General features: G+C 72.3%; 14 protein-coding genes. 7 read left to right on the forward strand and 7 right to left on the reverse strand.

Annotated features, from left to right (window positions below; translation table 11 throughout):
• Positions 1-155 precede the first annotated feature (155 nt).
• The 5 genes from ACIQWR_RS41010 to ACIQWR_RS41030 form a co-directional block, all read right to left on the reverse strand.
• A complete protein-coding gene (locus ACIQWR_RS41010; RefSeq protein WP_404021143.1) occupies positions 156-611 on the reverse strand; it encodes an NUDIX hydrolase in 456 nt (151 codons plus the stop codon).
• Between the two features lie 116 nt (positions 612-727).
• Positions 728-1945 carry an ABC transporter permease gene (locus tag ACIQWR_RS41015; protein WP_404021145.1) on the reverse strand — a complete coding sequence of 406 codons (1218 nt, stop codon included), beginning with the start codon at positions 1943-1945 and terminating at the stop codon, positions 728-730.
• Positions 1945-2637 carry an ABC transporter ATP-binding protein gene (locus ACIQWR_RS41020; protein ID WP_404021172.1) on the reverse strand — a complete coding sequence of 231 codons (693 nt, stop codon included), beginning with the start codon at positions 2635-2637 and terminating at the stop codon, positions 1945-1947. Before ACIQWR_RS41020 ends, ACIQWR_RS41015 begins: the two co-directional genes overlap by 1 nt.
• Positions 2638-2846: 209 nt before the next feature.
• On the reverse strand, positions 2847-4088 hold the full coding sequence (locus tag ACIQWR_RS41025) for a peptidoglycan-binding protein (protein WP_404021148.1): 1242 nt from the start codon (positions 4086-4088) through the stop codon (positions 2847-2849).
• Positions 4070-4579, reverse strand: a complete 510-nt coding sequence (locus ACIQWR_RS41030; RefSeq protein ID WP_404021151.1) for a hypothetical protein — start codon at positions 4577-4579, stop codon at positions 4070-4072. Before ACIQWR_RS41030 ends, ACIQWR_RS41025 begins: the two co-directional genes overlap by 19 nt.
• A 90-nt stretch (positions 4580-4669) precedes the next feature.
• Between ACIQWR_RS41030 and ACIQWR_RS41035 the strand changes: the two genes are divergently transcribed.
• From ACIQWR_RS41035 to ACIQWR_RS41050, 4 genes are all read left to right on the forward strand, one after another.
• Complete coding sequence (locus tag ACIQWR_RS41035; RefSeq protein WP_404021154.1) at positions 4670-5329, forward strand: response regulator transcription factor; 660 nt, start codon at positions 4670-4672, stop codon at positions 5327-5329.
• Entirely contained in the window at positions 5326-6660 is a 1335-nt protein-coding gene (locus tag ACIQWR_RS41040; RefSeq protein ID WP_404021157.1) for an ATP-binding protein, read from the forward strand. Before ACIQWR_RS41035 ends, ACIQWR_RS41040 begins: the two co-directional genes overlap by 4 nt.
• Before the next feature lie 11 nt (positions 6661-6671).
• Positions 6672-6926 carry a glutaredoxin domain-containing protein gene (locus ACIQWR_RS41045; RefSeq protein ID WP_404021160.1) on the forward strand — a complete coding sequence of 85 codons (255 nt, stop codon included), beginning with the start codon at positions 6672-6674 and terminating at the stop codon, positions 6924-6926.
• A gap of 65 nt (positions 6927-6991) precedes the next feature.
• The gene (locus ACIQWR_RS41050; RefSeq protein WP_404021162.1) at positions 6992-7834 is read left to right on the forward strand and encodes a L,D-transpeptidase family protein; all 843 of its coding nucleotides are present in this window, start codon (positions 6992-6994) and stop codon (positions 7832-7834) included.
• On the opposite strand, the gene ACIQWR_RS41055 is transcribed toward ACIQWR_RS41050, so the two are convergent.
• Together ACIQWR_RS41055 and ACIQWR_RS41060 are read right to left on the reverse strand one after the other, a co-directional pair.
• Positions 7806-8471 carry a hypothetical protein gene (locus ACIQWR_RS41055; protein ID WP_404021165.1) on the reverse strand — a complete coding sequence of 222 codons (666 nt, stop codon included), beginning with the start codon at positions 8469-8471 and terminating at the stop codon, positions 7806-7808. The two genes, ACIQWR_RS41050 and ACIQWR_RS41055, sit on opposite strands and share 29 nt — an antisense overlap.
• A 228-nt stretch (positions 8472-8699) precedes the next feature.
• Positions 8700-9356 (reverse strand): alpha/beta hydrolase, encoded by a 657-nt coding sequence (locus tag ACIQWR_RS41060; protein ID WP_404021175.1) that lies wholly within the window; start codon positions 9354-9356, stop codon positions 8700-8702.
• Positions 9357-9573: 217 nt separating this feature from the next.
• Here ACIQWR_RS41060 and ACIQWR_RS41065 point away from each other — a divergent pair, with 217 nt between their 5' ends.
• The 3 genes from ACIQWR_RS41065 to ACIQWR_RS41075 all read left to right on the forward strand — a co-directional run bounded on the left by ACIQWR_RS41065 (position 9574) and on the right by ACIQWR_RS41075 (position 12560).
• A complete protein-coding gene (locus ACIQWR_RS41065) occupies positions 9574-10521 on the forward strand; it encodes an LLM class F420-dependent oxidoreductase (RefSeq protein WP_404021168.1) in 948 nt (315 codons plus the stop codon).
• 26 nt (positions 10522-10547) lie between these two features.
• On the forward strand, positions 10548-11333 hold the full coding sequence (locus ACIQWR_RS41070) for an SDR family NAD(P)-dependent oxidoreductase (RefSeq protein ID WP_399268589.1): 786 nt from the start codon (positions 10548-10550) through the stop codon (positions 11331-11333).
• Positions 11334-11438: 105 nt separating this feature from the next.
• A complete protein-coding gene (locus ACIQWR_RS41075) occupies positions 11439-12560 on the forward strand; it encodes an LLM class flavin-dependent oxidoreductase (protein ID WP_404021178.1) in 1122 nt (373 codons plus the stop codon).
• The last annotated feature ends 263 nt before the right edge of the window (positions 12561-12823 follow it).

Raw genomic sequence — 12823 nt, forward strand, 5'->3', positions numbered from 1 at the left:
GTCTGACGGATGTCCGTGGCGTCGCGGCGCCCGGCACGCACTCTCGCCGCACCGACCGAAAGCCCGAGTACGTCCAGTACGCGGGCTCCCGGTCGCCGCGCCGAGAGCACGCACCGGACACCGCTCCTTCCCCACGGACATCCGTCAGACACCCCCTAGCCGATGACCTGCTCCACCAGTCCCATGTGGACCGGGCCGGTCGTCGGCTCGGCGGCCAGGAGGGCCGGGAGCAGCGGCGGCCACAGGGGTTCGCCGAGGGTGGCGAGGGCCTGCGGGGAGAGCCACTGCCAGCGGGCGGCCGGGTACTCCGGGACGGGGTCGCGCCGCGGGCCGGTGGTGACGTAGATGTGCTCGTGCTGGCGGACCGGGACGCCCTGGTAGGTGAAGTCGTGCTCCCACGTGCACAGCAGCCGCTGCGGGGCGAGGTCCGTCCAGCCCGTCTCCTCGCGCAGCTCGCGCCGCACGCACTCCTCGGGGCTCTCGCCGGGATCGATCCCGCCGCCGGGCGGCAGCCAGTGGATCCCGACCTCCACGTTGTTCTCGCGGAAGAGGAAGACGGATCCGTCGGGGGAGAGGACGACAATTCGCGCTGCCTGCCGTGGAGTTCTCATCAGATCAATGTACGACGGGACCCCGTCCGGGCCGTAGGGGTGTGCACGTACCCCCACGGCCCGACCTGCGGTCCGATCCAAGGCCCGACCTGCGGCCCTGCCCCGCCCCCGGCGCGCTACGCAGCCTGCAGCGCCAGCGTCGGGGACAGTCGGGCCGCCCGCACCGCCGGGTAGAGGCCCGCGACCGTACCGATCACCAGCGTCGCGCCGAAGCCGCCCGTGACCGCCCACAGCGGGACCACCCAGGGCAGGTCGCCGGCCCGGGCGTAGACCAGGGTGGCGATGGCGCCGAGCGCGATGCCCGCCAGGCCGCCGAGCCCCGACAGCAGCAGGGACTCCGTCACGAACTGCACCCGGATCTGGCCCTTGGTCGCGCCCAGGGAGCGCCGCAGCCCGATCTCGTGCCGTCGCTCCAGCACCGAGATGATCATCGTGTTGGCCACGCCGACCCCGCCCACCAGCAGGGCGATGCCGCCCAGGCCGAGCAGGAGGGTGCTGAAGGCGCCCTCGGTGGCCGCCTTCGCCTGGAGCGCCGCCGATGGGTCCGTCACGGCGACCGAGCCGGACGAGGCGGGGTTGGCGGTCTTGCCCATGAGGCCGCGGACGGCCTGCACCCGGTCGTCCGTCGAGCGCTCGTAGATGGAGGTGGGGTGGCCGTCGAAGCCGAGCAGGTCCTGCGCGGCCTGCCAGCCGATCAGCGCCGAGCGCTCGATCTCCGGCGCCAACGGGATCGGGTCCAGGACGCCGATGACGGTGAAGTACTGGCCGCCGATGAAGACCTGGCCGCCCGGCCGCGTGATGCCGAGGCGCTCGGCCGTGACGTGCCCGAGGACGACGGAGGGGTAGCGGCCCGTCGCGTCGTTGAGCCAGGTGCCGCTGCGCATCTGCGCGCGCAGCGTCTTGAGGAGGTCGTCCTTGGCGGCCTTGAGCGCGATGCCGCTTGTTTCGTCCTGGGGGATGTTCTCGCTGCGGCGCACCGACTCCTTCACGTCGCCCGTCGTACCGACCGACTCGACCCCGTCGATCCGGGCGATCATGCCCGGGGCCTCCTTCGGGAGCCGGGTGTCCTGCCCGTCGAACATCGACGGCGCCGGGGTGGCGACCAACATGTTCGTCCCGAGCTTGTCGAGCTCCTGGAGCAGCTTGGCCTGGCTGGACGAGGAGATGCCGACCACCGCGATCATCGTCGCGATGCCGATCGCGATGCCGAGCGCCGACAGGAAGACGCGCATGGGGCGCGAGCGCAGCCCCGCCGATCCGACGTGCAGGACGTCCCGGGGCCCGAGGCGCGGGGGCGACAGCTTGCGGGCGCGGGACTTCGTACGGGCCCCCATCACGCCACCCCCGCGGCGCCGGTGCGGGTGGCGCCCGGGTTCCACACGTCCGCCACGATCTCGCCGTCGCGGATGCGGACCTGCCGGGGCAGGCTCGCCGCGATCTCGTTGTCGTGGGTGATCACGGCGATGGTGGCCCCGTCCTGGTTGAGCTCGTGCAGCAGTTCCATCACCGATTCGCCGGACGCGGTGTCGAGGGCGCCCGTCGGTTCGTCGGCGAGCAGGAGGTCCGGCTCGCCCGCGACCGCGCGGGCGATCGCCACGCGTTGCTTCTGGCCGCCGGACAGCTCGTGCGGCCGGTGGTCCATGCGGTCGCCGAGGCCGACGCGTTCCAGGGCGCGCTCCGCCCGGCGCCCGCGCTCGGCCCGGGAGAGGCCGGAGTACAGCAGTCCCTCGGCGACGTTGGCCCGGGCGCTGATGCCCGGCACCAGGTGGAAGGACTGGAAGACGAAGCCGACGTGGCGCGAGCGCAGCGCCGACAGCGACCGGTCGGAGAGGGTGGCGATGTCGTACCCGGCGATGGCGACGCGTCCGGCGGTCGGCCGGTCCAGCGTCCCCACGATGTGCAGCAGGGTGGACTTCCCCGAGCCCGACGGCCCGACGATGGCGAGGAGCTCGCCGCTCAGGACGGTGAGGTCGACCCCGCGCAGGGCCGCGACCCCGCCGGGGTACTCCTTGGTGACGCCGGTCAGCTCGACGACCGGGTGGGCGTACCGGGCGTCCGGGAGGGCGTCCGGTTCGGAATCCGGTCGGGCGTCCGGTCGGGCGTCCGGTTGGGCGTACCGATCCCCGTCGGGGACCGCGAGGGCGATCGGGAGCGTGTGCTCGGTGGGGTGCGCGGGGCTGCCCGGATGAGCGGGGCTGCCCGGGTGCGTGGGGTCGTTCGGGTTCGAGGGGTCGGTCATGACGCGGGGACTCCCACGAGCATGCCCTCCTTGAGGGCGTCCCCCTTCACCTCGACCCGGCCCTTGCCGAACATGCCCAGCTCGACCTTGACCTCGCGGACCTTGCCGTTCTCGACGACCTGGACGCCGAAGCCGCCCTCGGCCAGGGCGAGGAGCGAGTTGACCGGTACCGAGAGGACGCCCTTGCGGACCTCGCCGGTCAGGTTCACCGAGACCGGTGCCTGGTCGGCGCCCTTGGCACCGGCGGCGTTGTCGAGGGTGACCTCGACCTGCACCTTCGGCTTCTTGTCCCCGCCCCCGCCCCCGCCGCCGCCCGAGGGCGGATCGTCGGGGTTGGCGGTGCTGCCCACCGACTCGATCTTGCCGTCGGCGGTGCCGCCGCCCGGCAGGCTCACGCTCACCGTGTCGCCCGCCTTGACCGCGCCCGCCTTGGCCACGTCGAGCTGGAAGCGGACCATGCGCTCGGTGCCGGTCAGGGTCATGACGGGCTTGCCGGACCCCGCCTCGTCGCCGACCGCCATGTCGTTCTTCTGGACGCGCTGCGGACCGGACGCGAAGGCGATGTCCTCCTTGCCGATCTCGCCCGTCTCCTTCAGGCCGTGGGACTTCTGCCAGCGCTTGACGCCGGTGGCGGTGCCGTCGGTGAAGGTGCCGTCCGAGGCGTCCAGGCCGACGCCGAAGCCGAGGGCCTGGAGGTTGCGCTTGAGCTGCTTGACGTCGTCGCCCTTGTCCCCGCTCTTCATGGTCCGGTAGACGGGGGTGGTGCCGTACATGAGGCGCACCGCCTTGCCGTTGACCTCGTAGAGCTTGCCGTCCCGCTCGATCGAGGAGCCGGCGGGCGCGACCCAGGTCAGGGTCGCGGAGCCGCCGGAGCCGCCCCCGCCCGTACCGCTGTTCCCGCCGCCCGAGCCGCCCGAGCCGCCTGCACCGCCCGAGCCTCCTGCACCGCCCGAGCCGCCCGGAGCACCCGAGCCGCCCGACCCGCCCGCTCCCGCAGCGCTGAGCTTGCGCTCCTTCGCGTACCCGAGCGTGCCGTCCACCTTGAGCCCGGAGCTCAGGTCACCGCGCGTGACCGGCGCCGTCGCGCCCGGCAGCCCGTCCGTGCGCTGCTGCTTGGAGTCCTTGCCGTCCGTCCCTGCCTGCGCGACGACGGCGTACCCGCCGCCCGACACCGCCAGGACGACGGCGACCGAGCCCAGGACCCACTTGCCGCGCCGGCTCACTTCTCGCCGCTGCACTTGTTCATCTGGGCCATGAAGGCGTCCTTGTCCGCGCCGTCGGGAATCGTCGTGCCGGTCATCGCGCCGCCGTTGAACTCCGGGTCCTTCATGTCGAAGCCGTGGTCCCGCATGCACTTGGCCGTCTTGAGCGCCTTGTCCTTGGTCGCCTGCGGGATCTCGCCGGAGCCCGGGGCCTGCAAACCGCACTTCTCGAAGGCCTTCTTCATGGCCTCGGGGTCGCCCCCGCCCGCGCCCAGGGTCATGCCCCGCGGGTCCTCGCCGGGCTTCGGGTCGGGGGCGTCTATGCCGTTGTCGCGCAGGCACTTGCGGGTCTTGAGCGCCTTGTCGGCGTCCGCACCGCTGTCGCCGCCGCCCGAGGCGGAGTTCGACGACTCCTTCTTGTCGTCCTTCTTCCCGTCCGAGCCGCCGACGCCGCCCGCGCACGCGGTGACGAAGAGGGCCATCCCGGTCAGGAGCGCGGCCGTGGTCATGGTCGTGGATTGCTTCATGAGCCGAAGCGTGCGCGAGGGGGGGGTTTCGCTTCTTTAAGGGCCCGCGCTTACAACGACGAAATGTCGCTCTCGGGTAAAGAGGACACCATGCGAGTTCTGGTGGTGGAGGACGAGGAGTTCCTCCGGGAGATGATCGCCGAGGGGCTGCGCCGCGACGCGCTGGCCGTGGACGAGGCGAGCGACGGCCTGGAGGCCCTGCGGCGGCTGCGCCTGGGCGAGTACGACGTCCTGGTCCTGGACCGGGACCTGCCCGGGCTGCACGGCGACGAGGTGTGCCGCCAGGTGGTGCGCGAGCGCCTCCACACCCGGGTCCTGATGCTCACCGCCTCCGGCACGGTGCGCGACCGGGTGGAGGGCCTGGGCCTGGGCGCCGACGACTACCTGACCAAGCCCTTCGCCTACGACGAGCTGCTCGCCCGGGTCCTCGCCCTGGGCCGGCGCGCCCGCCCCGCGCTGCCGCCGGTCCTGGAGGCCGCCGGGATCGCCCTGGACACGGCGCGGCGCAGCGCGGTCCGCGACGGGCACCGGCTCGCCCTGTCGCGCAAGGAGTTCGCGGTGCTGGAGACCCTGCTGCGGGCGGAGGGGGCGGTGATCAGCAACGAGGACCTGATCGAGCAGGTGTGGGAGGCGGACACCAGCTACAGCACGAACGCGGTGCGGGTCACGCTCAGCAAGCTGCGGGCCAAGCTGGGCGAGCCCGCGCTGATCGAGACGGTGCCGGGCGCGGGCTACCGGATCGCGCGATGAGCCGCTCCCGCTGGGACCGGCTGCTGCCCCGCGGCGAGCGGGCCCGGCTGACCACGCTGTACGGCTCGCTGCTGGTGCTCGCGGGCGGCGGTCTCGTGGCGCTGCTGAACCTGCTCGTGCGCCAGGGCCTCTTCCGCCGCATCAACCAGGCCGTCACCACCTACGTCCCGGCGCTCAACCAGACCCAGGTCCGGGACGGGTACCGGTACCCGGAGCCCGCGCAGCGGATGCCCGCCGACCAGGTGCAGCCGACCACGGAACAGGGCGCCGCTACGTACCGGGCCACCCTCGACCTCAGCAGCGCCGCCGAGAAGGCCGCGCTGCACGAACTGCTGACCGTGTCGTTGATCGCGCTCGCGGTGTTCGCCGCGCTGTCGATCGGCCTCGCCTGGTGGATGTCGGGGCGGGTGCTGCGCCCCGTCGGGGTGATCACCGAGACGGCCCGGCGGCTGTCCGGGGAGAACCTGCACGAGCGGATCGGTCTGGACGCCCCGCCGGGCGAGCTGAAGCGGCTCGCGGACACCTTCGACGGGATGCTCGACCGGATGCAGGACCTGGTCGGCGCGCAGCGGCGGTTCGCGGCGAACGCCGCCCACGAACTGCGCACCCCGCTCGCCGTGCAGCGGGCGGCGGCGGAGATCGGGCTGGCCGGGGATCCGGATCCGCAGAAGGTGGCCAGGATCCGGGACAAGCTGATCGGGGTCGCGGATTCCAGCGAGCACCTCATCGAGTCGCTGCTGCTGCTCGCGGTGTCCGAGGAGGGCCTGGACGGCACGGAGACGGTGGACCTCGCGGCCCTGGCGGCGGCGGAACTCTCCGCGGTGGAGCCGTCGGCCGCCGAGTGGTCGGCCGCCGAGTGGTCGGACGACGCCGGGGCGGACGGTACGCGGGCGGGGACGACGGGCGCGTCCGGGCTGGTGGTCCAGCGGGCGCTGGCGCCGCTGCTCGTGACGGGGGACCGGCCGCTGCTCGGCCACCTGGTCCGCAATCTGCTGGCCAACGCGGTCCGGCACAACCGCCCCGGCGGCCGGATCACCCTGAGCACCTCCGCGGGCGGGGTACTGACGGTCTCGAACACCGGCCCGGTGATCCCGCCCGAGGAGGTGGCCCGGCTGCTGGAGCCGTTCCGGCGGCGCGCGGAGCGCCGGCACACCGCGGGGGAGGGCGCCGGGCTGGGGCTCTCGATCGTCGCCTCGATCGCGCGGGCGCACGGCGCGGAGCTGGCGGCCGAGGCCAACCCGGCCCCGGACGGGGGTCTGACGATCCGCGTCCGCTTCCCCGCCGGATCCCGACCGAGGCCGCGGCGGTCCTCCGCGACCGGACCGACGTAGGGTGTGTCGGCATGAGTGCTGAGATCACCGTCTACTGGCGGCCGGGGTGCGTGTTCTGCATGAAGCTGTGGTTCAAGATGCGGCTGACCGGGACCCGTTACCGCCCTGTCAACATATGGCGCGACCCGGAGGCGGCGGCCTTCGTCCGGAGCGTCGCGGACGGCAACGAGACGGTTCCCACGGTCCGCGTCCGCAGTGCCACCGGCACGGAGCGGACCATGGTGAACCCCCGGCTCAGCGAGGTCCGCCGGGCCCTGACGGGCTGACACCGCAGCTGATCGCTGGTTGACCGGTGAAGGGAATCCGGGGCCGGCTGTGTACGGTCGAACGCATGAGCAAGCACGCCCGACCCCGCAGCAGCCCCCGCACCGGCCCCCGTACCCGCACCCGTTCCCGCTCCTCCCGGAACCTGGTCGTGGCCGCCGCCGTCGGGCTGTTGACCTGCTCGGCGGGGTGGGCGTACGCCGTGCACGACCGGGGCGACCGGGAACGCCGCACGGAGGCGGCGCTGGACGCGCACGCGCGGGCCGGCGGGGCCGGTACGGGCACCGGGGCGCGGGCCGCCCGGGGCGCGGAGCGGGAGGACCTGAGCGGCCTCCCGGGGGTCAGCGACGCGACCCGGGCCAGGATTCCGGCGGACGCGCGCCAGTTGGTCCTGGTGACCGGCAAGGCCAAGGACTCCTCGGAGGGCACCGCCGCGCTCTACACCCGCGCGCAGGCGGGCGAGCGCTGGTCGCCGGTGGGCAGCTGGCCCGCCCGCAACGGTGCGAAGGGGTGGTCCACGGAGCGCACGTACGGCGACCTGACCTCCCCGCAGGGTGTGTTCTCGCTCACCGACGCGGGCGGGCTGCTCGCCCCTCCGCCCGGCACCCGGCTCCCCTACGACAAGGACAGCTCCTTCGTCCCGTCGGGGCGCGGCGTCGACGGCGAGTCGCTCGCCGGGTCCTTCGACTACGTGGTCGCGGTCGACTTCAACCGACAGCGGGGCGTCTCCCCGCTCGACCCGACCAAGCCGGAGGGCGAGGCCAAGGGCGGGAACATCTGGCTCCACGTGGACCACGACGGTCCGTCACAGGGCTGCGTCGGCATTCCCAAGGAGGCCATGCGGAAGGTCCTGGAGACCCTGGACCCGGCGGCGAAGCCGGTCATCGTGATGGGACCGGCGGGGTTCTGACCACGGCCCGCTGCTGCGCCGCCGCCGCCCCGGCTCCCCGGTCGCGGACCAGCAGCGCGATGTAGGCGAGGTCGAACACGCTGCACAGCACGCCCAGCCCGAGGATGAAGGGCGCGTCCTCCATCGCTCCGAAGAGCACGGTCGGGGCGAGGGTGCCGAGCCACTTGGCGACGGCGATGACCAGGCTCTGCCCGTGCGCCCCGCCGCGCCCCGCGAACAGCGCGATGAAGAGCCCGGACATCAACAGGTTCTGCAGGAACGCCGAGTAGCGGGAGGCGTCGTGCGCCCCGAAGTGCGCGAGGAAGAGCCACTGCACGGCGAAGGCGCCGGCGAAGAGCAGCACTCCCCAGGCGGCGAAGAGCGGTCGGGTGACGAAGGCGGGCAGTTCGGCCCGGCCGTACCGGAAGAACGTGTAGACGATCACCACGTCGGCGAGGGCCCAGACGATGTTGACGACCCCCTGGGTGGAGATCCCGCCGCGGACGTCGTTGACGGCGTACGTCGCCTCCCACGCGAAGTTCAGGGCGAGCGCGGCCACGGGCATCGCGTACGTCCGCTGGCGCAGCCCGAGCCGGATGGCCTCGACGTAGACGATGGTCCAGGCGATCCCGCTGACCAGGGTCAGGAACAACTCCACGCACGTCTCCCGCACTCGTACCCGTGTTCTGCGCTCCTACCGGGCCCAGGCGCCGCACCCTATCCAACGGGGCGCGATCGGCCCAGGCCGCGGGGAGGCCCGGCGTCAGAACTGCTGCTGTTCGACGCCGGGAGGCAGGAGGCAGGGGGTCGTTGATCGTGTCGTCGGACATGCAGCCTCCCAGGAGCAGTACGAGTGCCAGCGCGACCGAGGCGTTCTTGCGTCGGTTCATGAGCGGGGCCCTTCAGGCGTCTTGCCTGCGATGATGCGGCCCTGATTGTTCAGGCTCTGGCTGCCTTCGTCCCAGTAGCCGCTGTGCCCGGCCGTGTCCACGTACATCCGTTGCGCTCCGAACCCGGGCTCCTTCGGGTCCTCGCCCAGGGTGAGGCCGGAGAAGTCGTTGGAGACGAGGTCGTCCTTGGCGGCGCCCACCCACAGGTGCGAAGGAGCCACGTGCAGCTGGTCCGCGCGCTCCACCGTGAGGCCGGGGCTGCCCACCACCAGGACGTCGTCCGCGCCGAGTCCCGCGCCACCGGCGTCGGCGGCGCCCGCCATGGTCGAGCCGTAGCTGTGCCCGATGACGGTGAGGTGGGTGGGATCGCCCTGGTGGGCCGAGCGCAGGCCCTGGGTGAAGTCGCGCAGGTCCTGCGCACCTGCCTCCGCCCTGCCGCGGGTGGCCACGCTGAGGTCCGGCTCGGGAGCGTCGTAGTCCATCCAGCTGATCACGGACACGTCCGCCCCCGCCCCGGGAGTCCGGCGCCCGGCGGCATCCTGGAGCTTGTCGATGCGGCTGATCTGCCCGGTGAACTTGTCCAGTTGGGTGCCCGTGCCCGGAACCAGCACCGCCGTGTGCCGGGCCGTGTCCGGGTTGCCCATGGCGACGATGGCGCGGCATGGGCATGCGAGCGGGGAGGGTCGCCCTCATGCGCGTCGGCCCGCTCCGAACGGCACGCTGTGAACGGCCTGCTCCGCACACCCCGACTCGAACGTCCCTCTCCTGCCTCTTGCCTGACGGTGCGTCAGCTACGACCATGAGCCCCGGTGCTCCGTGACGGAACGTCAGGCGGAGCTGACGGGACGACGAAGGTGAGGCGGGGACGGCATGGCGCGTGTGTTTCCGGAAGGTCGGCTGGTCTACGGGATGCAGCTCCCGATCCAGTCGCAGAGCACCATCTACGCCGAGCCCTGGGAGGCGTCGGCCGGGGCCGCCGACCTCGCCGAGGTCGCGCGGGCCGCGGACCGGGCCGGGTTCGGGTACCTCGCCTCGTGCGACCACGTGGCGATACCTCGGCGGATGGCCGGGCCCATGAGCACCGTCTGGTACGACCCGGTCGCCACCCTGTCCTTCCTGGCCGCGATCACCGAGCACGTACGGCTGCTCAGCCACGTGGCCATCGTCAGCCTGCGGCACCCGCTGATCAGCGCGAAGCAGTACGCGACCCTCGACCACCTCAGCGGCGGCCGGCTGGTCCTCGGCGTCGGCGCCGGGCACGTGCAGGAGGAGTTCGAGGCCCTCGGCGTGGACTTCGCCCGGCGCGGCCCGCTGCTCGACGAGACCCTCGACGCGCTGCGGGCGGCCCTCGGGCCCGAGGAGTACCCGGAGTTCGAGGGGGAGACCTTCGCCTTCAAGGACCTGGGTCAGCTGCCGCGTCCGGCCCAGGAGCGGATCCCGGTGTGGGTCGGCGGTTCCTCGCCCGCCGCCGTGCGCCGGGCGGCCGTACGGGGTGACGGCTGGCTCCCGCAGGGCGATCCGCGGGACAAGCTCCCGGCGCAGGTGGCCCGCATCCGCGAGCTGCGCGCGGCCGCCGGGGTCACCGCGCCCATCGAGATGGGCGCGATCACCGAGCCGCTGTACGTCGGCGAGCCCGGCTGGGACACCGGCCGGCGCACCCTCACCGGCAAGGCGGAGGTCCTGGCCGAGTCCCTGCGCGCGTACAAGGCGCTCGGCATGGACCAGATCCAGGTGCGCTTCCGCAGCCGCGACCGGGCCGAACTGGTCGACCAGATCAGCGCTTTCGGGGCCGAGGTCGGCCCCCTCCTCAACGACTGAACGGTCACACGGTTAGGGGTATCGGCATGGGCAAGTTGGACGGGCGCGTCGTCATCATCACGGGTGCGGCGCGCGGCCAGGGCGAGCAGGAGGCCCGGATCTTCGCCGCCGAGGGCGCGAAGGTGCTGCTGGGCGACGTACTGGACGAGCAGGGCGCCGCCGTGGCCAAGGAGATCGGCGAGGAGCGGGCCCGGTACGTACGGATGGACGTGAGCCGGGAGGAGGACTGGGCGGCCGCCGTGGCCGCCGCGAAGGAGGCCTTCGGCGAGATCAACGGCCTGGTCAACAACGCGGGCATCCTGCGCTTCAACGAGCTGGTGAGCACCCCGCTGGAGGAGTTCCAGCAGATCATCCAGGTCAACCAGGTCGGGGCCTTCCTCGGCATCAAGGCGGTCGCCCCCGAGATCGAGGCGGCGGGCGGCGGCACCATCGTCAACACCTCGTCCTACACCGGCCTGACGGGCATGGCCTACGTGGGCGGCTACGCCGCCACCAAGGCGGCCATCCTCGGCCTGACCCGGGTGGCCGCGCTGGAGCTGGCCGCCAAGAACATCCGGGTCAACGCGATGTGCCCGGGCGCCGTGGACACGCCCATGGCCAACCCGGGGCTGCTCGACCCGGCGGGGATCACGGACGAGGCGCGGGACGCGATGGCGGACCTCTACAAGCGGGTCGTGCCGATGGGGCGGGTGGGCCGCCCGGACGAGATCGCGCGCCTGGCCCTGTTCCTGACCAGCGAGGACTCCTCGTACATCACCGGCCAGCCGTTCGTGATCGACGGCGGCTGGATGGCCGGCGTCAGCATCCTCTGACCGGCATCTGATGGAGCGTCAGGTATTGACGGCTCCGGTGCTCGGTGGAACAGTCAAGCTCATCAAATCTGACGCAACGTCAGAAACCTAAGGACGGTGAACCCCTTGGAATTCGGGCTCTTTGTGCAGGGATACGTGGCTGAGGCGCGTTCCAAGGTCGACCCCGAGGCAGAGCACAAGGCGCTGATCGAGGAGACCGAGTACGTCATCCAGGCGGACAAGTCCGGCTTCAAGTACGCCTGGGCCTCCGAGCACCATTTCCTGGAGGAGTACTCGCACCTCTCGGCGAACGAGGTCTTCCTCGGGTACCTCGCCCACGCCACCGAGCGCATCCACCTCGGCTCCGGCATCTTCAACCCGCTCGCCCCGGTGAACCACCCGGTCAAGGTGGCCGAGAAGGTCGCCATGCTCGACCACCTCTCCAAGGGCCGCTTCGAGTTCGGCACCGGCCGCGGCGCGGGCAGTCACGAGATCCTCGGCTTCCTCCCGGGCATCGAGGACATGAACGGCACCAAGGAGATCTGGGAGGAGACCATCGCGGAGTTCCCCAAGATGTTCCTCCAGGAGGAGTACGAGGGCTTCCAGGGCAAGCACTGGTCGCTGCCGCCGCGGAAGATCTTCCCCAAGCCGTACGGCAAGGCGCACCCGGCCATGTGGTACGCCGCCGGCTCCCCGGCCTCGTACGCCATGGCGGCCAAGAAGGGCCTCGGCGTGCTCGGCTTCAGCGTCCAGAAGGTCTCCGACATGGCCTGGGTCCTGGAGCAGTACAAGACGGCCATCCAGGAGGCGAAGGCCATCGGCGCCTTCGTCAACGACAACGTCATGGTCACCTCGACCGCGATCTGCGCCGAGACCCACGACAAGGCCGTCGAGATAGCGGTCAACGCCCATATGAACCGCTTCCAGTCGCTGGTCTTCCGCTACCACGACACCTTCCCGCGGCCCGAGGCGATCCCGCAGTGGCCCGAGATCCTCCCCGAGTACAACGCGGAGATCATCGAGCTGCTGATCGCCGAGGAGCTGCTGATCTGCGGCGACCCGTCCGAGGTGCTCCAGCAGTGCAAGCGGTGGGAGCAGGCCGGCGCCGACCAGCTGTCCTTCGGCCTGCCGACCGGCGTCTCGTACGAGGACACCATGAACACCGTCAAGCTCATCGGGGAGCACGTGATCCCGAAGATCGACACGGACCCGGTGCACCGGACGACGCGCTTCCGCGAAGCCGTCTGAGTCCCGTCGGGGCCGCATCGGGCCCCGGCTCGGGCGGGCCACTCCAGCCCCGCCCGGGGGTACCTCCCAGCGGAGCCCATTCCAGCCTCGCTGATTGACCCCGGGTCCGCCGGAGCCCATCCAGCCTCGCCCGGGGGCCCCTCCCAGCGGTAGCTGGGGGAGTTTGAGGCGCGGGCCTGGGCGGAGCCAAACCCAGCCTCGCCGGGGGGTGTGGGGGGGGGGGGGGGGGGGGGGGGGGGGGGGCGGCCCCGCCGGGGGGCCCC

The organism is Streptomyces sp. NPDC098789 (genome assembly GCF_044759975.1).
GTDB lineage: Bacteria > Actinomycetota > Actinomycetes > Streptomycetales > Streptomycetaceae > Streptomyces.

Excerpts from the sequence above, each read along its gene's own strand:
- ACIQWR_RS41065 (WP_404021168.1), top strand. The coding sequence starts at position 9,574 with ATGGCGCGTGTGTTTCCGGAAGGTCGGCTGGTCTACGGGATGCAGCTC.
- ACIQWR_RS41015 (WP_404021145.1), bottom strand. The coding sequence starts at position 1,945 with ATGGGGGCCCGTACGAAGTCCCGCGCCCGCAAGCTGTCGCCCCCGCGC.
- ACIQWR_RS41050 (WP_404021162.1), top strand. The coding sequence starts at position 6,992 with ATGAGCAAGCACGCCCGACCCCGCAGCAGCCCCCGCACCGGCCCCCGT.
- ACIQWR_RS41045 (WP_404021160.1), top strand. The coding sequence starts at position 6,672 with ATGAGTGCTGAGATCACCGTCTACTGGCGGCCGGGGTGCGTGTTCTGC.
- ACIQWR_RS41030 (WP_404021151.1), bottom strand. The coding sequence starts at position 4,579 with ATGAAGCAATCCACGACCATGACCACGGCCGCGCTCCTGACCGGGATG.
- ACIQWR_RS41070 (WP_399268589.1), top strand. The coding sequence starts at position 10,548 with ATGGGCAAGTTGGACGGGCGCGTCGTCATCATCACGGGTGCGGCGCGC.
- ACIQWR_RS41040 (WP_404021157.1), top strand. The coding sequence starts at position 5,326 with ATGAGCCGCTCCCGCTGGGACCGGCTGCTGCCCCGCGGCGAGCGGGCC.
- ACIQWR_RS41035 (WP_404021154.1), top strand. The coding sequence starts at position 4,670 with ATGCGAGTTCTGGTGGTGGAGGACGAGGAGTTCCTCCGGGAGATGATC.
- ACIQWR_RS41010 (WP_404021143.1), bottom strand. The coding sequence starts at position 611 with ATGAGAACTCCACGGCAGGCAGCGCGAATTGTCGTCCTCTCCCCCGAC.